The organism is Rodentibacter caecimuris (assembly GCF_001019715.1).
Taxonomy (GTDB): domain Bacteria; phylum Pseudomonadota; class Gammaproteobacteria; order Enterobacterales; family Pasteurellaceae; genus Rodentibacter; species Rodentibacter caecimuris.
This window is the reverse complement of the sequence record NZ_BBXJ01000001.1, coordinates 2,063,838-2,083,526: the sequence shown is the minus strand read 5'-3', so window position 1 is coordinate 2,083,526 and position 19,689 is coordinate 2,063,838. Positions and strand designations below refer to the sequence as shown.

24 protein-coding genes and 1 tRNA gene are annotated in these 19,689 nt (G+C 39.9%); 23 read left to right on the top strand and 2 right to left on the bottom strand.

Annotated elements, in window-relative coordinates; translation table 11 throughout:
* Nucleotides 1-43: 43 nt before the first annotated feature.
* Nucleotides 44-1,969, bottom strand: a complete 1,926-nt coding sequence (locus tag PNEUHYL_RS10385; RefSeq protein WP_059367972.1) for a TonB-dependent receptor plug domain-containing protein — start codon at nt 1,967-1,969, stop codon at nt 44-46.
* A 194-nt stretch (nt 1,970-2,163) separates the two neighbouring features.
* Here PNEUHYL_RS10385 and glyQ point away from each other — a divergent pair, with 194 nt between their 5' ends.
* The 7 genes from glyQ to PNEUHYL_RS10350 all read left to right on the top strand — a co-directional run bounded on the left by glyQ (nt 2,164) and on the right by PNEUHYL_RS10350 (nt 8,637).
* On the top strand, nt 2,164-3,072 hold the full coding sequence (glyQ, locus tag PNEUHYL_RS10380; RefSeq protein ID WP_059367970.1) for a glycine--tRNA ligase subunit alpha: 909 nt from the start codon (nt 2,164-2,166) through the stop codon (nt 3,070-3,072).
* 45 nt (nt 3,073-3,117) lie between these two features.
* Nucleotides 3,118-3,771 (top strand): FABP family protein, encoded by a 654-nt coding sequence (locus PNEUHYL_RS10375; RefSeq protein ID WP_059367968.1) that lies wholly within the window; start codon nt 3,118-3,120, stop codon nt 3,769-3,771.
* Nucleotides 3,771-4,031 carry a hypothetical protein gene (locus PNEUHYL_RS10370; RefSeq protein WP_059367967.1) on the top strand — a complete coding sequence of 87 codons (261 nt, stop codon included), beginning with the start codon at nt 3,771-3,773 and terminating at the stop codon, nt 4,029-4,031. Before PNEUHYL_RS10375 ends, PNEUHYL_RS10370 begins: the two co-directional genes overlap by 1 nt.
* Nucleotides 4,032-4,135: 104 nt before the next feature.
* Nucleotides 4,136-4,969, top strand: a complete 834-nt coding sequence (locus PNEUHYL_RS10365; RefSeq protein WP_059367965.1) for a restriction endonuclease — start codon at nt 4,136-4,138, stop codon at nt 4,967-4,969.
* 14 nt (nt 4,970-4,983) lie between these two features.
* Entirely contained in the window at nt 4,984-7,053 is a 2,070-nt protein-coding gene (glyS, locus tag PNEUHYL_RS10360; protein WP_059368869.1) for a glycine--tRNA ligase subunit beta, read from the top strand.
* Nucleotides 7,054-7,141: 88 nt separating this feature from the next.
* A tRNA-Ile gene (locus PNEUHYL_RS10355) sits at nt 7,142-7,218 on the top strand.
* 195 nt (nt 7,219-7,413) lie between these two features.
* Nucleotides 7,414-8,637 (top strand): tyrosine-type recombinase/integrase, encoded by a 1,224-nt coding sequence (locus tag PNEUHYL_RS10350; protein ID WP_059367962.1) that lies wholly within the window; start codon nt 7,414-7,416, stop codon nt 8,635-8,637.
* 27 nt (nt 8,638-8,664) lie between these two features.
* On the opposite strand, the gene PNEUHYL_RS10345 is transcribed toward PNEUHYL_RS10350, so the two are convergent.
* Nucleotides 8,665-8,925: a hypothetical protein gene (locus PNEUHYL_RS10345; protein WP_059367958.1), complete on the bottom strand. Its 261-nt coding sequence runs from the start codon at nt 8,923-8,925 to the stop codon at nt 8,665-8,667.
* A 496-nt stretch (nt 8,926-9,421) separates the two neighbouring features.
* Here PNEUHYL_RS10345 and PNEUHYL_RS10335 point away from each other — a divergent pair, with 496 nt between their 5' ends.
* From PNEUHYL_RS10335 to PNEUHYL_RS10265, 16 genes are all read left to right on the top strand, one after another.
* The gene (locus tag PNEUHYL_RS10335) at nt 9,422-9,736 is read left to right on the top strand and encodes a helix-turn-helix transcriptional regulator (RefSeq protein WP_239690326.1); all 315 of its coding nucleotides are present in this window, start codon (nt 9,422-9,424) and stop codon (nt 9,734-9,736) included.
* Nucleotides 9,733-10,425, top strand: a complete 693-nt coding sequence (locus tag PNEUHYL_RS10330; RefSeq protein ID WP_059367951.1) for a hypothetical protein — start codon at nt 9,733-9,735, stop codon at nt 10,423-10,425. The genes PNEUHYL_RS10335 and PNEUHYL_RS10330 overlap by 4 nt, the downstream gene beginning before the upstream one ends.
* A 10-nt stretch (nt 10,426-10,435) precedes the next feature.
* Nucleotides 10,436-11,374 (top strand): P2 family phage major capsid protein, encoded by a 939-nt coding sequence (locus PNEUHYL_RS10325; RefSeq protein ID WP_077664003.1) that lies wholly within the window; start codon nt 10,436-10,438, stop codon nt 11,372-11,374.
* The gene (locus PNEUHYL_RS13480; protein WP_129582404.1) at nt 11,358-11,594 is read left to right on the top strand and encodes a hypothetical protein; all 237 of its coding nucleotides are present in this window, start codon (nt 11,358-11,360) and stop codon (nt 11,592-11,594) included. The genes PNEUHYL_RS10325 and PNEUHYL_RS13480 overlap by 17 nt, the downstream gene beginning before the upstream one ends.
* A gap of 102 nt (nt 11,595-11,696) precedes the next feature.
* A complete protein-coding gene (locus tag PNEUHYL_RS10320; protein WP_059367949.1) occupies nt 11,697-11,960 on the top strand; it encodes a type II toxin-antitoxin system RelE family toxin in 264 nt (87 codons plus the stop codon).
* Nucleotides 11,961-11,971: 11 nt separating this feature from the next.
* Nucleotides 11,972-12,364 (top strand): helix-turn-helix domain-containing protein, encoded by a 393-nt coding sequence (locus PNEUHYL_RS10315; RefSeq protein WP_059367947.1) that lies wholly within the window; start codon nt 11,972-11,974, stop codon nt 12,362-12,364.
* A 56-nt stretch (nt 12,365-12,420) separates the two neighbouring features.
* Nucleotides 12,421-13,251, top strand: a complete 831-nt coding sequence (locus tag PNEUHYL_RS10310) for a hypothetical protein (protein ID WP_059367945.1) — start codon at nt 12,421-12,423, stop codon at nt 13,249-13,251.
* A gap of 138 nt (nt 13,252-13,389) precedes the next feature.
* Nucleotides 13,390-13,605, top strand: a complete 216-nt coding sequence (locus PNEUHYL_RS10305) for a helix-turn-helix transcriptional regulator (protein ID WP_059367943.1) — start codon at nt 13,390-13,392, stop codon at nt 13,603-13,605.
* Between the two features lie 9 nt (nt 13,606-13,614).
* Nucleotides 13,615-13,923 carry an Ogr/Delta-like zinc finger protein gene (locus PNEUHYL_RS10300; RefSeq protein WP_059367941.1) on the top strand — a complete coding sequence of 103 codons (309 nt, stop codon included), beginning with the start codon at nt 13,615-13,617 and terminating at the stop codon, nt 13,921-13,923.
* 509 nt (nt 13,924-14,432) lie between these two features.
* Nucleotides 14,433-14,633, top strand: coding sequence for a host cell division inhibitor Icd-like protein (locus PNEUHYL_RS13990; RefSeq protein ID WP_419177292.1), 201 nt, complete (start codon nt 14,433-14,435; stop codon nt 14,631-14,633).
* The gene (locus tag PNEUHYL_RS10290) at nt 14,626-14,976 is read left to right on the top strand and encodes a hypothetical protein (protein WP_059367937.1); all 351 of its coding nucleotides are present in this window, start codon (nt 14,626-14,628) and stop codon (nt 14,974-14,976) included. Before PNEUHYL_RS13990 ends, PNEUHYL_RS10290 begins: the two co-directional genes overlap by 8 nt.
* Entirely contained in the window at nt 14,966-15,280 is a 315-nt protein-coding gene (locus PNEUHYL_RS10285) for a hypothetical protein (protein ID WP_059367935.1), read from the top strand. Before PNEUHYL_RS10290 ends, PNEUHYL_RS10285 begins: the two co-directional genes overlap by 11 nt.
* The gene (locus PNEUHYL_RS10280) at nt 15,277-15,474 is read left to right on the top strand and encodes a hypothetical protein (RefSeq protein ID WP_059367933.1); all 198 of its coding nucleotides are present in this window, start codon (nt 15,277-15,279) and stop codon (nt 15,472-15,474) included. The genes PNEUHYL_RS10285 and PNEUHYL_RS10280 overlap by 4 nt, the downstream gene beginning before the upstream one ends.
* Before the next feature lie 8 nt (nt 15,475-15,482).
* A complete protein-coding gene (locus PNEUHYL_RS10275; protein ID WP_059367931.1) occupies nt 15,483-16,487 on the top strand; it encodes a tyrosine-type recombinase/integrase in 1,005 nt (334 codons plus the stop codon).
* Nucleotides 16,488-16,504: 17 nt separating this feature from the next.
* Nucleotides 16,505-16,801 carry a hypothetical protein gene (locus PNEUHYL_RS10270; protein ID WP_069029778.1) on the top strand — a complete coding sequence of 99 codons (297 nt, stop codon included), beginning with the start codon at nt 16,505-16,507 and terminating at the stop codon, nt 16,799-16,801.
* 8 nt (nt 16,802-16,809) lie between these two features.
* Nucleotides 16,810-19,071 carry a DUF927 domain-containing protein gene (locus tag PNEUHYL_RS10265; protein WP_059367929.1) on the top strand — a complete coding sequence of 754 codons (2,262 nt, stop codon included), beginning with the start codon at nt 16,810-16,812 and terminating at the stop codon, nt 19,069-19,071.
* The last annotated feature ends 618 nt before the right edge of the window (nt 19,072-19,689 follow it).

Sequence of the window (19,689 nt, the reverse complement as noted above, 5' to 3'; positions counted from 1 at the left end):
ATAATATACGGTAAAGTGCGGTCAAAATTGACCGCACTTTTTGTTAGAACGACCCTCTTAAACCAACGTAGATATTACGACCGTCTTGACCATAGCCAAGAAGGTTTTCATATTTTTTGTCGAATAGGTTGTTTAGGTTGGCATATATCGTTAAGTTTGGAATGACTTGATAATTTACGCCTAAATTTACCAAAGTATAAGACGGTAATTTGGTACGGTGGGTGGAATAAGTTGGTGAGAAATAGTTGTCTATTCGTTTTCCAACATAAGATACATTCACACTTGAGCCAAATTTCTCTGTGATTTGATAGGATAATCCCGCATTTGCCGTGTGTTTAGGGCGGCGTAGCAATTCGTTACCATTATTGTCTTTACTATTCGTATAGGTATAGTTTGCATAGGCGGTTAAATCATTGGTTAATTTACCGTTGTAAGCAATTTCTACCCCTTTAATTTTGGTTTTGCCGTCAAGGTTTATTGCACGAGAGGTGTAGCTCGTGAAATCAATAATTTCGCTACTGATAAAATGCTCAACACGGCGATTAAAATAAGTGATGTCTAAACTGTGCTGTTTATTGTGGCTTTCCAACAAGATGCCTACATCACCTCCGCGACTTTTTTCCGGTTTTAAATTCGGATTACCGATATAACGGCCGTTATAGCCATAATATTCGGTAATGGTTGGGTTTTGAATAGCGGTGCCAAAACTGGCGTGTGCCTTTATGTTTGATGTGAGGCGATAAGTAGCGGAAATTCGTCCTGTAAAGGAATTGTCGTATTCGGAACTGTCAGTGTAACGACCACTCAAGCTCAAACTGTGATCTTTTTCGCTGAACAAACGATATTCCGCCGCAATGCTTTTTTCTGTCAGTTTTTTCTCACCAATATCATTGAAATAACTGGAATGATAGTTTGAGCGTTGATATTCGCCTAATAGGCTTAATCCTTGGGTAATTGAACCTTCCTGATCAAAATTAATATCGAGTTGATAGTTAGCGTTTAATTTTTTGCCGTTATAAGCACTTCTAAAACCAAAAGTATCGCTATCCGTTTTAATGTGGCTGACAGAGGCTTTGTGTTTGAATAGATCTTTATCATTACCCCAGTAACCACCTAATTTAAATAATGTTTCACGAGTATGGGTGTAATGCCCTTTTTCGTCAGTTAATCCATTGTCAAAGTGGACGTTTTGAGAAAAGTGTGAACCCAATAATTCTAACCCTTTGTTGTCATCATCATAACCGAAACGGAAAGAAAAGTTATCGCGGTGAAATTTATCTTTTTCATTTGCGCCACCTGTTGCAACTGAACTGTTGTCTTCTGCGGTGTAATTAAAGCGATCTTTGCTTAATGCAGAAATACCGCGTGTGCGATGGCTATCGCCATGAAGCGAGTAATAAAATCCGTTATTGTAGCCTGAAACAGTAACCGAGCCGTCACGTGTACGGTGTGAGCCGATACCTAAGTCAAAATCAATATTAAATGGTTTTTCTTTATAGAGCCCACTTTTGGTTGTGATATAAATCACCCCACCCATTGCATCACTGCCCCACAAAGCTGATTGTTCTCCGCGTAACACTTCAATGCGGTCAATATTGCTTAAAGCCAAACCGCCAAAATCATAGCCGTATCCTGTAACCGGATTGATTTTCACACCATCAATTATTACGGCAGTATGATTCGCATCAGCCCCACGAATCAAGAAATTAGTAAGCGGGCCTCGTCCGCCATAGCTCATCATTGAAACGCCCGGCACCGTTTTCAGCACATCACTTACATAAGTTGCATTACGTGCGGAGAAATCTTGTTCGGTCAATACTGTAACTGATGACGCAGTTTGATCTTGATTTACCGGTGTTGCATAAGCGGAATAAACGTTAATGGAAGGCAGTTCTGTGTGGGAAGATTCCGCATATATAAAAGCGGAGGAACCGAGCAAAAGTGCGGTTGTAATAAGATTTTTTTTCATAGATATGTTCCTTTAGGGGGAGTAGGAGAGCATTTTGACATAACTCTATTGGCTTTCCTAGTTGAGATTTTTCATAGGGAATGCAAATTCTATTCATAAAAACTGCGGAGATTTTTAACCGCACTTTTTGCTTTTATCCGCCCTGCTGTTTCAAGTATAATGCCGGTATTTTTATCACATTTAGATTCAAGATTATGAGCAATCAATTCAATGTAAAAACCTTCCAAGGTATGATTCTCGCCCTACAAGATTATTGGGCAAAACAGGGTTGTACTGTTGTTCAGCCATTTGATATGGAAGTGGGGGCGGGAACCTCTCACCCAATGACGGCATTGCGAGCGTTAGGCCCCGAGCCAATGGCGTTCGCTTATGTACAGCCATCCCGTCGCCCGACTGACGGTCGTTACGGCGAAAATCCAAACCGCTTACAGCATTATTATCAATTCCAAGTGGTGATTAAACCCTCACCGGATAATATTCAAGAACTTTATCTCGATAGCCTGAAAATGCTCGGTTTCGATCCGACCCAAAACGATATTCGTTTTGTCGAAGATAACTGGGAAAACCCGACCCTTGGCGCGTGGGGCTTAGGCTGGGAAGTGTGGTTGAATGGAATGGAAGTGACCCAATTCACCTATTTCCAACAAGTCGGCGGCTTAGAATGTAAGCCTGTTACGGGTGAAATTACCTACGGTTTAGAACGCTTGGCTATGTACATTCAAGGCGTGGACAGCGTGTATGATCTGGTTTGGTCGGACGGCCCGCTTGGTAAAACCACCTACGGCGATGTGTTCCATCAAAACGAAGTGGAACAATCCACCTACAATTTTGAATATGCCAACACGGATTTCTTATTCTACTGTTTCGATCAATATGAAAAAGAAGCCCAACAATTATTAGCGTTAGAAAAACCACTGCCGTTACCAGCGTACGAACGCATTTTAAAAGCAGCACACAGTTTCAATTTGCTTGATGCCCGCAAAGCGATTTCCGTTACCGAACGCCAACGCTACATTTTGCGTATCCGAGCCTTAACCAAAGGCGTTGCTGAAGCTTACTACGCCAGCCGTGAAGCCCTCGGTTTCCCCGGTTGTAAAAAATAACCTGAAAATAACCGCACTTTAGAAATTTATGAAATAGGAGAGAGGATGAGCGATTTTCAATACCCAAAAGATATTTATACCGAAGCCGAGCCGGATGTGAATACGCTGGCTAATCTTGGTCCATTAACCGGACTGGCGGGCATTTGGGAAGGTAAGCGTGGCTTAGATATTAACCCTAAAGCGGAAGGCGCGGAAAAAGATCCTTATATCGAACGGGTAGAGTTACAACCGATTGACGCACAAACGAACGGGCCTCAACTTTTCTATGGTTTGCGTTATCACACCCGTATTGTTCAGCCAAATGAAGTGGAAACCTTTCACGATCAAGTGGGGTATTGGTTATGGGAGCCGGCAACGGGCAATATTCTCTTTACTTTAAGTATCCCGCGTGGACAAACGCTCATGGCAACCGGCAATGCTCCGGCGGATGCAAAAGAATTTACCGTGAAAGCAGTGCGGGGTTCACTCACCAATGGCATTATTTCTAATCCGTTTATCGAGCAAAATTTCACCACAGAAAGTTATACAATCAAGGTAAAAATCAATGATGACGGTACTTGGTCTTACGAGCAGGATACGGTTATGCTGATTCCAAACTATGATGAACCTTTCCATCATACGGATCGCAACCGTTTAACCAAAATTGCAGAACCAACGCTAAACCCGACCGCACTTGCGGCGCAAAAAGAAAGTGAATAATGAAACCGATTCTTTACTATGCGGAACAATGCCCGGATACCGCTCTTTTTGTGGCAAAATTACAAACTCTTGGCATTTCGTATGAAGCCGTTGAAATTTTACAATCCCTACCTAATTTTAAACGCTTTCTAAAATTACGTGATAGCCACTCAGTGTTTGATAATGCCAAAGCCAACGGCTATGTCGGTATTCCGGCATTAGTAATTGACGGCGAAAAAGTGGTACTGGATTTGGCGGAGCTAGATTGTATTTTCGGTTAGCAAACGGTGAAATTTTAGGGAGATGTTTGAAAATAAAAAACTATGTTCAATCATTAAAAACTAATTCACATATCTTACATTTGCCGTTTAATTGAGAAACAAAAATGAATATATCTACATTGTCCAATGGTGAATTATTAAGGATTCAGACTGAATTTTATAATTATTTTGAGACAGGATATGATTTTGAAGAATTTTTAAAAGAGTATCTGATAAAAATGGGCTTAGATGAAGTTGAGATAACGCAACGATCTAGAGACGGTGGTATAGACCTTACTGCTATAAGAAAAGGTGTTGGTGATTTCAGTGAAATAGATATCACAAATTATTTTATCCAAGCTAAGAGATATGCTTTTAAACGTAACGTAGGTGTAAGAGAAATTAGAGAGCTGAAAGGTACGCTCCTTTTTGGGTATAAAGGAATATTTATTTGTACTTCAAATTTTACAGAAGACGCTAAAAAAGAAGCAACAAATGATATATCAAAACCAATAGTTCTTATTGACGGTAAATCATTGGTACAAAGCTGTATAGATAATGGGATAGGATTTATATTTAAACCTGTTTTTAGCTCAGAGAAAATGAATAAGTTATTGAATAGAGATAAGATGGCAAAAATAAATTCAAATCCTATTAATCATAACGATGATAATTACATAGAAAAAATGATTACATCAAATGATATTAGAGCAAGAATGATATCTATACCATCATCTATTATGAAATTAATACCTGACTCTATGCAGAAAATAGATGTTGTCATCAATGACAAAACATATTCTTTCACAATAAATAGAAGTAGAAATTATCTTGCAGGGGTTACAGATGTATTAAGAGAATATAATTTATTGTCTATGGATAATGTAATTACTAGTAAGAATGCGAGATGGTCTTTTGATCAAGAAAAAAATTTAATTAGATTATATATTGAAAATTAATGAGAAATAAACCAATGACAACCCAAAATTTCCTCGTAGAGATCGGCACAGAAGAGTTGCCGCCAAAAGCTCTTAAAACATTAGCTACTGCCTTTGTGGATAACGTACAGGCGGAATTAAATCAAGCAGGCTTAGCATTTGATAAAATCGAATGGTTTGCGGCACCACGTCGTTTGGCGGTGAAAGTGCTAGCGCTTGCCACACAGCAGCCGAGCAAAGAAATTGAAAAACGTGGGCCTGCGGTATCCGCAGCGTTTGATGCCGAAGGCAAACCGACCAAAGCTGCTGAAGGCTGGGCCCGTGGTTGTGGTATCACTGTGGATCAAGCGGAACGCCTTGCGACGGATAAAGGTGAATGGCTGGTTCATCGTGCGAAAATCGAAGGTCAGCCGACCCAAAATTTACTTGGCGACATTGTGGTGAACGCTTTAGCAAAATTGCCTATCCCAAAACCAATGCGTTGGGCGGACAAAACCGTGCAATTCATTCGCCCTGTTCATACTGTCACCATGTTACTTGGTGATGAACTCATCGAGGGTGAAATTTTAGGTGTGGCAAGTGCCCGTACTATTCGTGGTCATCGTTTCTTAGGTGAACGTGAATTTGAAATTCAACATGCCGATCAATATCCACAATTACTACGCGAAAAAGGTTCGGTCATTGCTGATTTCAATGAACGTAAAGCGGAGATTTTGGCAAAATCTCAAGAAAAAGCGACCGCACTTGGCGGTGTGGCAGATATTGAAGAAGATTTGCTTGATGAAGTAACGTCGTTGGTGGAATACCCGAATGTATTGATGGCAAAATTTGAAGATCGTTTTCTTGCTGTACCGGCGGAAGCCTTAGTTTATACCATGAAGGGCGATCAAAAATATTTCCCAATTTACGACAAAGAGGGTAAATTATTACCGCACTTTATTTTTGTTTCGAATATCAATCCTGAGGATCCGACAGCGATTATTGAGGGTAATGAAAAAGTCGTGCGCCCACGTTTAACAGACGCAGAATTCTTCTTTAAAACCGACTTAAAACAAAAATTGGTGGATCGCTTACCTCGTTTGGAAACGGTGTTGTTCCAACAACAACTCGGCACAGTGCGGGATAAAACCGCTCGTATTGAGCAGTTAGCTGGCGAAATTGCCAAACAAATCGGGGCAGACGAAGCCAAAGCGAAACGCGCAGGCTTGCTCTCCAAGTGTGATTTAATGACCAATATGGTGTTTGAATTTACCGACACACAAGGCGTGATGGGTATGCACTACGCCCGCCACGACGGCGAAGATGAAGAAGTGGCAGTAGCATTAAACGAACAATATATGCCTCGTTTCTCCGGCGATTCATTGCCAAAATCTTTAGTGGCAAGTGCGGTTGCTTTGGCAGATAAATTTGATACCCTCACAGGGATTTTCGGTATCGGACAAGCACCAAAAGGCAGTGCCGACCCGTTTGCCTTACGCCGTGCGGCATTGGGGGCGTTACGCATTATCGTAGAGAAAAATTTACCCCTTGATCTTGAAGATTTAGTGCAAAAATCGACCGCACTTTTTGGCGATAAATTGACTAATGAAAATGTGGTTGCCGATGTAGTGGACTTTATGCTCGGACGTTTCCGTGCGTGGTATCAAGACGAAGGCATTGCCGTTGATGTCATTCAAGCGGTGTTGGCCCGTCGTCCGACTAAACCGGCTGATTTTGATGCTCGAGTACGTGCCGTGTCTCATTTCCGTACTCTCGACAGTGCAGAAGCCCTCGCTGCCGCCAATAAGCGTGTGAGTAATATTTTAGCGAAAGTAGAAGGGGAAATCTCATCACAAATTGACCGCACTTTATTGCTCGAAGAGGAAGAAAAAGTGCTTGCAGAGCAAGTGCTTGCGCTACAATCAGAACTCTCGCCACTCTTTGAACAGGGCAAATATCAAGCGGCATTAGATCGTTTAGCCGGCTTGCGTGAGGCAGTTAATAACTTCTTTGATAAAGTAATGGTCAATGCGGAAGATCCAAAATTACGCCAAAATCGTTTAGCAATTTTAAATAATTTACGTAATTTATTCCTACAAGTGGCGGATATTTCGTTACTTCAATAAGTACAAGTGCAAGGATGGTTATTTTTCAAGCGACCATCCTTTTACTTATAGACTTAGCGTCATTATTTCTCTATAATCGTCCGCGTTTCCCCCCTTAGCTCAGTTGGTTAGAGCAGGCGACTCATAATCGCTTGGTCACTGGTTCAAGTCCGGTAGGGGGGACCATTTAACCCGTCAAATAACGTCTTTTTTGTCAAAAACATAGTAAAAACAGCATATTAAAAACTTTTCTTTTGTTGTTTTCGTTCGTTAGTGTTTGTCATTGTTCGCTTTTCTTGTTCCCTTTTCTGTTCCCTCTTAATAAAGGGGCTAAATCGAGGGAACAAAAGCGGTTGTCTTTTGTTCATTAGGGCTTAAACGATGGCTAGAAACTTTCTAAAAAAATTTACTGATTCATATATTCAATCCATTAAACCGACAGATAAAGAACAATTATTTGCCGATAGGGATAATCTTTATTTATTGGTTAAACCAAACGGGGCTAAATTCTGGCGGTTTATTTATACTCACCCCATAAACAAAAAACGCGTAAAAAAATCTTTTGGGGCTTATCCTTATTTTTCTTTAACTTTAGCGCGTGAAAAAGCGCGTAAATGGTGCGATTTACTCGCACTAGGAATTGATCCTTCAGAGCAAGAAAATATTCAACGGCTACAGGATGAAAAAAAATCAATAACTTTTGGCGAATTGGCGGCTTTATGGCGTAATAAACGAGAACAGAAAGGTGAATTAAAGAAAAAAAGTATTGAGAAAGCCTACCGCCGAGTTGAGTTACATTTGTTTGATAAATTTAAGTTTGATGATTTACCTATTGAAAATCTTCATATCAAATCATTTGATTCTGCTTTATTGCCTCTTGATGGATCAGATACTTGCGATAAATTATGCACGGCAATTAGACAGATTTTTGATAATGCAATTGATGACGGGATTATCAATAATAACCCATTTGCAAGGCTTTCAAGGCGTTTTAAAAAACCAATAGCTCAACATTTGCCAACTATTCCACCGGAAGAACTGCCGCGTGTTTTTTATAAGCTCAATACGTCTAATTCAAAAATAGGGACAAAATGCCTAATCGAATTTCAATTACTTACGATTCTAAGGGCTAGTGAAGCGGTAAATATTGAGTGGGGTGATGTAGATTGGCATGAGAAAGTTTTACATATTCCGGCGGAACGCATGAAAGGGGGAAAACGTGCGCATAGTGTTCCACTTTCGCGTCAAGCTTTGCGAGTTTTAGAAACTATGAAAGAAATTAACGGGCATAGGCGTTTTGTCTTTACAGGTTATCAAGCACCATGGAATAAGCCGATGAATAGCCAAACCGTTAATAAAGCCCTAATAGATTTGGGATTTAAAGGGGAATTAGTGGGGCATGGTTTTAGAAGTATCGCAAGCACTTACTTGCATGAATTGGATCAATTTTCATATGAAGCGGTTGAGTGGTGTTTATCCCATGAAACAAAAAGCGATGTTAGGAAAGCCTACGATAAATCAAAAAAATGGAAGTCACGTCAAGCTATTATGCAAACGTGGGGCGATTATGTCGAGCAATGTAAGCTAGAGGCGATGAAAGCCTAACCGTCACAGGGCGGAGCGTTCCGCCCTTTATTCTTCCTCGCATTCGTCTTCACTTTCGCAGTCTTCATCATAATAAACCGGCTCAACATAGGTTTCTTTTTGTTTGCTTTTCGCCTTTTGTTCCTCTTTCTTGTCTTTGTAATGTTTATAGACTTTGTATGCGACATAAGCAACAACGGCTTTTTTAATTATGCCACTACTCTTTTTCTTTTCTCGTGCTATAGCTGAATTTGTCGCACCGAGTGAAATAGCTATTGCAAGTGCGAAAGTGAAAGCCTTTTTAATCATTGATGAACCCTTGCCGTTACTGGCTTTACATGCATTTATTATATCAAAACTATAATCCCTACAATACCTAAAACCCTATTTTCTCTACGATTTTTCAACAAAAACCACGCGCGAAAAATCGCTAGCAAACCCTCGCCACGCCGGCACGCTTTTTGTAGTGATTTCAACGCAAATTTTAAAAGCCTTTCAAGCCTTGCCAATACTGGCGCGCCTTGATGTTTTAAATATTCGTTCATCAACGCAAACCAACGCAGAAAAACGCAAAATTTAGGCGTAAAAATGCTAATTTAGTCCAATTTCTAGCGGCAAAAATTGGACAGTCCCCCGCATTGATAAAAAGTGCGGTTGAATTTGCCCTTAATTTTTCCGCCGATTTTGTGAAACACCCCGCAACACTTGTCATTTAATGCGCGCCATGCCTGATTTATCCATAATAAAAACCACTCCGAGGCGTAACGCACGGACACACAGCGCACCAAATTTTTTTAGGTGAAAAATGCAACAAGGCAATCAGGCAAAAAACGGGCTGACCGCGCTTACTCGTTGGCTAATGGATACAAGACACCACCCCATAAGGCAAATTATGACGGACAACACACAAAAAGAACGCTTTTTAAGAGTGGATGATGTGATAAACCTCACGGGGCTTTCACGCTCCACCATTTACGACAAAGCACGGCTAGGGAAATTCCCCGAAGCCGTCAATCTAGGCGGCAATGCGAAAGCATGGCTAGAAAGTGAAGTGCGCGCATGGATGAACGCACGCATTGAACAACGCAACAACAAAGCAAAACAGGCAGGTAAAAAATGATCCAACTCACCCTACAACACCCCGAAAAACAAGCGAAATTGACCGCACTTTTAGGCGAATTTAACGATAAAAAAGCGGCACTCATCGCCCTTTCTGATGAATTGAGTACACTCGAGCGCAAACAGGCAAAAAATAACGCCACGATTGCGGCAGTACGCCATGAATTTGAAACGGAAATTGCCAAAATCAAGGCGAAATTTGAGACAGAAAGTGAACTCACCCTTGACGATTACAGCGCCACGCAAAAATTAAAAGCAGAATTAAAATCACGTGTGGATTTCTTCACTGCCTTGAATGAAGACTTAGAACAAAAACTTTACGACAAGCGCGAAGAAGTTTACACCGCCAAACAAGATTTTCTCACTTTCCGCAAGCAAATTTACCGATTCACCGCAGAAGTCTTGATTGACGAATTTATGGCGCAGAATAAGGCAAAAATCGCGCTATTTAAGGGCTTATTTGTTCAATCCGGTGAATATGACCCACTAACAGAAAAAGACGGTCATGATGAATTTAATGCGCTAATTATCAAAAAATTCAACGTGGAATTAACCACGCCGGAAGAATTAAAACTCCCACCGCTGGCACTGGCTGCCGATTGGAAGCCAAAAACCCCAACGCAAAAACACGTTGAGCGCTTTCAAGAGCAAGAAGAAAAAGGCTTAAAACGTTTATTAACTGAAATGTAAGGATGACAATATGCAAAAACTCACTCAAGAAAAATTTACCGCCTACAAAAACGAACTTGAAGGCGTAGAAATGCAAGAATACAGCCATTTCAACGACCACGCCAAAGTGGAAAAAATCATTAAACAAGGCATTAAAAACCACGCTTTTTTAGGCTTAATCACCACAAAATTTGTTGAAGATTCGCCAAATAAAGCCTATGCACTCTCTTTGCCGATTGTCAGCAACACAGACACCGACAAGCACGCCCGAGAACCGCGCAATATCGTGCAAGATGTAACCCCTTTTGAGTGCGCCCAAATTAATCTCGACGTTCGCCTTTTGCATAGCGAACTGGATCTTTTTACTGAAATTGATTTTGAAAAAGCCCTTAATGCCCGTTTAGGCGGAGAATTTGCGAAAAATCTCGCGATGGTAGGCTTTCACGGCACACATCGTGCAAAAGATTCCGATCCACAAGCCTACCCACTGGGCGAAGATGTGGCGAAAGGTTGGCATGCACAGCTAAAAGAAAAAGCGCAAGTGATTCAAGCCGTTGAATTAAGCGGGCAAACAACCGCCCAACTTATTAAAAAAGCTCTTGAAAAATTGCCGGCAATACTTCGCGAAAGTGGCGATTTAATCGCAATTTGCGGGCGTAATGTTTTAGACGGTACATTGATTCAGCTTGAGCCAAAACAGCTTAATGCACAAAATGGCGTGCTTTTAACCTCACAAAACCTTATCGGGGGCTTGCGTGCAATCAATGCGCCTTTCTTTCCGGCAAATTGCATTCTAATTACCACGTTTTCAAACCTTGCCATTTACCTAAAACAAAACACGGCACGCCTATTCTTCAAGCAAGAACTGCGCGAAGATAGCCTAAATGTTTATTTTTCGGTACAGCTTGATTATTTGCTGGAAAATTACCGCCATGCGGTTTTAATCGAAGGCATTGAGGGGCAAGCATAATGGAAGAAAAACCATTGAAGCGCATGCGGCGGATTTACTCCACACCACAAACCTATTTTTGAATCACAGCGTGCAATGTTTAGTCAAACAAGGCGCCATTCAGCCCAGCGAAAGAAATGCGCTTATGCGTGAATATTCAAGGCTTATGGCAGAACAAACCCGCATATCTGACCGCACTTCAAGCGAAATTCAAGCCCATTCCTTTATTTGTAGTTATTAACCCACCGCCCCGAAAGGGGCTTTTTACTTTTCTAATTTTCTTATTGATGAAAACTAAAAATAGCTTATAATCTAATCATTAAATTATACCTAAAGGATCCCCATGAATCGCGTAAACTGGACAAAAGACGCGTTAAGGCAGCTTTTAAAAATAGATAGCAGGTATCAAAAAGCGATTAGAGAAAAGGCAAATGCACTTGAAACCTTTCCTAATGAGACGCTAGATACCAAAAAATTAAAAGGTGAAGAAGGGAAATGGCGGCTAAGGGTAGGCAATTACCGTATTATTTTTGAAGTTATCAACGGAGAGCCGAAAATCATCAACATTCAAGCCATAAAACGCCGTAGTGAACGCACTTATAGCTAGGAGAAAGCAAAATGAATCTAAATCACCGATATATTAACGACCCACAAGGGAGACCGGAATTTGTCATTTTACCTATTGCGGAATATGAAGATTTATTAATGAAAGCAAGTCCTTTTGATGATGAAAATTCCGCAGAATGGGAAGATATTCCCCTTGGTCCTACCGAAGACGGGGCGGAATTAATTCCTAATGATGTAGTGAATATCATGTTTAATCAAGACGTGAGCCTATTGGCAGCGTGGCGCATTTATCGCAATCTTTCGCAAGCAGAGGTAGCAAAACGCACCGGATTAACTCAATCCGCTATTTCTCAAGCTGAACGCAAAGAAAGCAAACCACAAAAAAAGACCCGTGAAAAACTGGCAAAAATTTATCAATGCAACCCTGAACAATTAGAAATTTAAACCATATAAAAAGCCCTATTGACGGGCTTTTCTTTTTATTTAAGGATTCATCATAAATGACAAAAAATAAACCCACTTTACCGCCGAGAAAATGGTATAGCTTGCAACAAGCAGCGGATAAATTAACAAGAGAATTTAATGAGCCAGTAACAATAGAGGATTTAATTCATTATGCTGCCATAGGAAATATTCAATTTTGCATTAAAGCCTTGACAGTTCAAAATAATATTATTTTCCCTATTTTTAAGAAAGAAGATATATCATTCCAATTTTCTTTTAATAAGCACCTTGTTGTTTGTAATTATTTATATATAAAAAGTAACGAAGAAACGATAGAAGAAAAAATTAAATCTAACAAAGGAGAGATGATTCACTTACCTGAATACAATCAGAAAAATAAAAACATATCAATAAATGGCTTTTTGGGCATTTGCCCTAGAGACTTTAAATATTCGACATTTGAATCAGATCTACTAAAAAGAAAATTATCTGGATTTACATTAGAAAATCCTAGAGCTTTATTAAAGTATGGAATACCATTTCACGAAATTAAAATTTATCTTTCTGATGAAAGAATAAAAAACTTATTTATCGAATACGATGATATTTATATTTTAGAAGATGAATTAACCTTTTTTATAAATACAGGTGGAAAACTAAATATAACAAAAGGGAATGTCACCCCAATAGCCCCAATTTCAACCCGAAAACAAACCAACCAAGCCGAATTTATTAAAGCCTTACTCAAATTGCACTATGGCATAGATGAACCAGAAAAAGCGAGAAGCCTTTTAAACGGAGAATTAGCCAAAAAATTTGCCAGCGCTGGAATAGAGATTAACATCACGCCGGAGACCCTTAGAAACTGGCTTAATACAGCAAAATAACCTTTCATTTTTTTGGAAATTTCCAAACTATTTTTGGAAATTTCCACTCTTCAAAAAATCCATTCCCTACCATACCCCCCGACAAACAAGACAAAAAAGCACGTTATTTGACAACACCAACAAATCAGAGGGGAACGTATGGAAAAAACCACCGATTCACAACAACGCTATTATTCAACCGCCACGCTTTGCAGAATGCTCGATGTTTCTCGCAGCTGGCTATGGGAACAATCCAAAGCCGGCAAATTTCCAAAACCGGTTAAATTTGGGCGCTTGGCCCGTTATCCGGTTGAAGCCGTGGAGCGTTATTTAGCGCAGCAAAATCACACCGCAGAAAACCCCAATGCGCACTAAGGGGGCAAGATGAGCGGATTAACAATTTATTGCCCGTTTTGCGGGCATAAAGTAGGCATTCGCACCAGTAACAAACTTTCTTTACTGGTTACCAGTGCGCGCCTTTATTGCCCGCAGTGCAACCAATTACAAGCGGAATTTGTCGGGCAAATCACCAACATTCGCCGCGCGGTTTTTGTGGATTGTCCGGAGGCAAACGGCTGGGAGAAAAGCGAAAAAGAACTTTTGAAAGAGGCGGGGATGAAACCCATGACCAATGAGGAACGTTTAGCACAGCTTAAAGAATCCGGCAATACACAAGGCAAGCTCAATTTCTAGCCTTGACGCCGAAATGCAGCCAAAAGAAAAGCCCCCGCGGGAACGGAGGCTTAAATCCTAAACCAACTAATTATCTAACCATAACTAAGGATTCATTTATGAAAAATGAACAGGCATATTATAGCCAAAAATCAAGTATTTATCATCAAACGCACAAAAAAAGCCGTATTTTGTCAAATTCAGCCTTGACAGTTAAAACGAAATTAAACTATATTAAATCCGCTTTCAACAAAGCACCAAAAAACGAGCGTGACAACTCGAACTATCATTTATCAGTGGCGCACAGCACGCCTATTTCCTATGCGTGTTTTTTTGTGCATAGCGTTTACGCACACCCCAACATAGATCTATTTTCTGATAGACTATGCCCTATGGTAACGCGTAGCGGGAAAGGTTTCGCCCTTTGCCGTTTACCACTGATAACGGTTTGTCACCCCGTTGCGCGTTACCGCCAAAGCGTGACAACTTTCGCGGTAACTCTTGAAAATTTAATCAGTGGAGTTACGCAAATGACCCAATTCATTTTTGCGGCTATTCGCCGTACCGATTTATCAAATCGTATTCAAAAAATCCGTATCAATGCCGAAACCGAGCGACAAGCCCGCGCTATTTTAGCCCGTGAATTTGTGCTTATCCTTGCCGGCAGAATCCCCGAAAAAAACACCTCAAAATTTAACCACACTTTTACACAAGGGGGGATTTATGCCTAATTCTTGCACCGGAAAACTAATTCAAACCCATGAAGGCACTTTGATTTATCGCAACACTGAACAAGAGAAAAAAACCAATCCTTCCTTGTTATTGATTGAAGAATTAACCGCGCATTTCAACGTTCCGACACAGCCGGAAGAACGAGATTTAACAGATTCCCTCGCCTTTTTTGGCGTTTGCTATTTAGCCTTAATCAAAGAGCTAAACGGCACACCCGCTTTAAAGTGGTTAGATAACCGCCTATGCGATGTTTATTCACAAAACGGGCGTTACCCACTCGAACAAACGCTTGAAAAATATGCGCAATGCAAGGCGCAACAAGGGGGCAAAAATGGCAATTAATATCTATTCTCTCACCGATGAAAATAATCAAACCGCTTACTATGCCGTGGTGAAAATTCAAATTAAGCGACAAAAACTCATTTCAAGCCGCTATTTTGAATCAGACAAAGCCACCGCCCGCCAATGGGCAAAAAGCGAAGAAACAAGGCTGAAATTAGAAAATGGCGGAAAGGTGAGCAATATCGAAAAAGTAACCTATGCACGCCACACCGCTTTACAACAAAACAGCAGCGCAAAAGCCTTTAATGATTTATTCAAAATCATGGGCGGAAGAAAACCACAGCCACAAGGAGCAACAGCATGAACACCTATTCTTTACACTTTCCCAATGGCGCAGAATTGGAATTTTTCGCTAGTGATAGCACGCTATTTAATGAGGCTTTCTTTGGGCTTGAATTTCCTAAAAATGAGCAGCTCAATTTTTACGAAAGACGAATGAATAAAGTCAAGAATAAACGCAAAGCCCAACGTATAGCACGTCGTAAAAATCGGAAATAGGGGGATTTATGGCAACCATTATCAAAAGAAATAAAGGATGGCGCGCACAAGTGCGCCGTAAAGGGGTTTCCAAGTCAGAACAATTCCGCACTAAAGCAGAGGCTATCGCATGGGCGAAAGCGTTAGAGGAAAAAATCATTAATGGCACTTACCACACGGGGATCCCTTACATCACCTTTGCGGATGTGATTGATAAATATATCAAAGAAGTAAGCCGCTATAAGAAAAGTTACCGTGAGGAACGCTTGCGCCTTTTCCGCTTAATGGATATGCCGCTAGGGCGCGTTTATTTAGTGGATTTAAAGGAAGATGATTTTAGGTTATGGCGTGATGAACGCCTTTCTAAAGTCAGCATAGCCAGCGTTTTACGGGAATGGAATACCCTTTCCCATATAATGACAATGGCGTGCGGTGAATGGAAATTCCTAAAAGAAAATCCCCTTAAAAACGTGCGCAAACCGAAAACCCCGCATGCACGCACACGCCGTTATAGCCATGAGGAAATCGAACGCTTGAAATTTGTTTCCGGCTTTTCACTTAACCGCACCCCGCTCACTGCATTAAGCCGTGCGGGGGCGGCGATGTTATTCGCCCTTGAAACCGCCATGCGCGCCGGTGAAATTTGCAATGCAAAATGGAAAGATTACAACCGACAAACGAGAATTTTACATATCCCGACCAGTAAAAATGGACACCCGCGCAATGTTCCGCTTTCAACAAAAGCCGTAGCGATTCTCGACACAATGGAACGTTTAAGTTTTGGAGAAGAAGAACCCATTTTTCAATTAACTGCCAAAAACCTCGATGCAAATTTCAGAAAATTGAAAGAGCGGGCGGGGCTTGCAGAGGCAGATTTACATTTTCACGACACAAGACGGGAAGCCTTAACCCGTCTTGCGGAAAAAGTGGACGTAATGACCTTGGCAAAAATCAGCGGCCACCGAGATATTAAAATTTTACTGAATACTTACTATTCGCCAAAAATGGAAAATGTAGTCAGCCTTTTGGGCTAATCATTGAGGAATAAAAAATGCAAGAAATGCAACAAGAACCAAAATTAACGCTGGCAAGCCTGAAACGCATTCTCGCCGATTATGGCGAACGCCTAAACCGGCTTGAAAACGACAAGGCAGCATTCAGCCCTGATGAAATCTGGACGGCGCGCCAAGTGGCAGACTATGCCAAAATTTCATATGGCTATTTAATGCAAACACTTATCCACGATCCGAATTTTCCGGCAAGCGTAGGCACACCAAAGAAAAACGCCCCTAAAAAATACCGCTCGGCAGATGTGATCGCGTTTTTTAAGAATAGAAATCAAGGTTAGGGGGAGTTATGGCTAAAGTAAACCATTTTGATGAAGTCAATCGTAAAGGCAATTTAGAAGATGTTTTAATTGCTGGCGATAAAGCTCATTTTTTTTGGAAAAATTACCCCGATCGCAACAATAAAAAAGAATGGAAATATAGCGAAGAGTGGGCTATTTTTTGCACTGTTATTCAGCAATCAATAGACGAAACCCCGCTTATATTAAGTGGAAATTTACTTGATTCTGATGTAATTAAAGATTTAGACATTGCAAAAAATCAGCAGGCTTTATCTATTATTTTTCTTGATGATGTAACAGAGAACCAAAAAAGCGCAATCTATGCCAATTTAGCAAGAAAAACACAAATTAAAGAAATAAAAGTGTTTGATAAAAATTGTATTTTGCAAGATGTAGGGCGTGATTATTTAGTTAGATTAAGAAAAAATGAGGAAATGCTAAAAATAGAAGAAACCTTATCAAGAGAAGAAAACGCAGAAGAGCCAATAATAATAAAAACGGCTAAACAAGCAGAAATAAAATATGCGGACAACGGCATAAAAAAAGGGCTTTTCTTGATGGAAGAAAACGATAAAGGCATAAATTATCATTGGCTTTCTGATAAATTTGACGTTATCGGGCAAGGCGTAGAAATTGAAGAAGGAAACCTACATTACTCAATGATCCGCTTTAAATCTAATGGCAACGGTGAAGAGATCACGGAAGCCATTTTACAAGGGGAAATTGCAAGCGCAGAAACCTTTAAAAACTTAAGAAATAAAGGGTTAGAAATTAATTATGTTACTAAAAATCATTCATTTCTAGCTAATTATATTTCATCCAAAACAATCACTTCACCAAAATGGCGCATTGTATCAAGTTCAGGCTGGAAAAATGGCGCGTACATTTACCCGAACGGAGAAATTATAGGGGAAATGGACAATAAACAGCCGTTATTTTTACGAAATCAGCCAATTAACGCCGATTTATTCAAAAAATCTTGTACGCTGGAAGAATGGCAAGAAAATGTGGCGAAATATGCCAAAGGAAATGATTTTGTTATTCTCTCCTTGCTTTTTGCGTTAGCGGCGCCGGTTGTTGGCGTGGTTGAAAATGCGCCGCATTTTGGCATTCATATTTACGGCGACAGTGGATCAGGTAAATCAACGTGTAGCTATATCGCCAATAGCGTTTACGGGCATGGAAAAGAATTAGAACGTTCCTGGAGCGCAACAAGAACGGGATTAGTGAATGAAGCGATCTCAAGAAATGATTGTTTGCTGGTTATGGATGAATTAACGAATATTTCCCAAGATGTGGGAGCTGGTATTTTCTATGAATTGTTTCAAGGGGTAGAAAAACTTAGAGGACAGGCAGAAAAGGATCAGAATAGAAGAGTAAGAACATGGAGAACCATGATATTAAGCAACGGTGAGCGGAACTATGAAGACCAATTAAGAGAGATTTTCAGAGAAAAAAATTTTAAAGCCAAAGCGGGGGAATTGGTAAGAATGCTTAATATCTCTTTCACCGGCTTGAATAATTACCATCATTTTGCAAATGATCCAGACAACACCACGGAATATCATAAATCATTAGCATTTGCGGATTTTATCAAGGTAAACAGTAGTAAATACTATGGCGTAGCCGGTAGAGAATGGATCGCTTTCATTAGGGAAAATATTCATTTTCTCAATATGGAGAAAGACAAAAACGAAAGATCGTTTATCGACAAAATGATCGCAATAAAGCCCCCTTCAGTAGATGATAAAGAACTCAATCAAATTGGACGAGTAGCAAAAAATTTTGCGCTTTTAGTTACTGTTGGAAAATGCTCAAAACATATAACAGGCTTTACTGATGAGGAAATAGAATGCACTATTTTTAGATGTTTCAAATTGTGGGCGGATGAATTTGGATGGGGTAATAAGGAGAAAATGCAGATTATTGAAAATCTCGATCGATTTATCCAACAGAATATAGGTGATTTGTATCATGTAAAAAATAAAAAAATCATTAGTACGCCGGTAAGTAAAAAATTTGTGGGCTTTTATTTTGAAGAAGACACAAGGGAAAATTCCTATTTAATGTTGGATAAAAGAAACCTGATTTTAGAAATGGGGGCATTTCCAGAGAAGAAAATCATTGAATCCTTACTTAAAGAAAAACGACTAATCAGAACGGAGCGAAAAGACAAGGAAACATGGCGTAATGAATCAACCTATCCAACATTAGACATAACCACACCAACCAAAAGGGGATTAAAAATCACCCTACCAATAGAAGAATAAATAAAAGCGGTTTAATTAAGATTGAACCGCTTTTTTATACAGTACTAAATTTAACATAATATTGCACTTTTCTTAATCTCATCAAAAATTTTTACAGCAAACTAAAAATAACGGGGGAAAAGTGGGAAAAGGGGAAAATATAATAATCAATCTATAATTTATATAATAATATCAATATATTATATCATTATTTATAGTCTTTAATTTTTCCCCCGCTTTCCCACTTTCCCCCTTTTTTTGTCATTGGAAAGTATAAAGGGGGGAATTTTTCCCCAGAAGGTGGGAAAATGGGGGAAGATTTATTTTTATATTTTCCCATTAAATCAATGCGTTACGTTATTTTTTCCCCTTTTCCCACTTTCCCACCAAAAAATATGACAGCCCCAAAACAGGCAAACAGGAAAAGGCAAAGGAAAATTTCTATACAGTAGTTTCATTCATGTTTTTTGTATAAAAATTTATTTAACAATAAAGAAGAACCAATAAACGAGATTAAACGAAATTTAAAGATTGACCCTGTAATCAATTTTTGAGCATAATCCGCAAAAGATGACAAATAGGTCAAAAAATTCGTTTAATGTTCCCTTGATTGTTCCCTTTTCTGATTGGCTAAGTTAA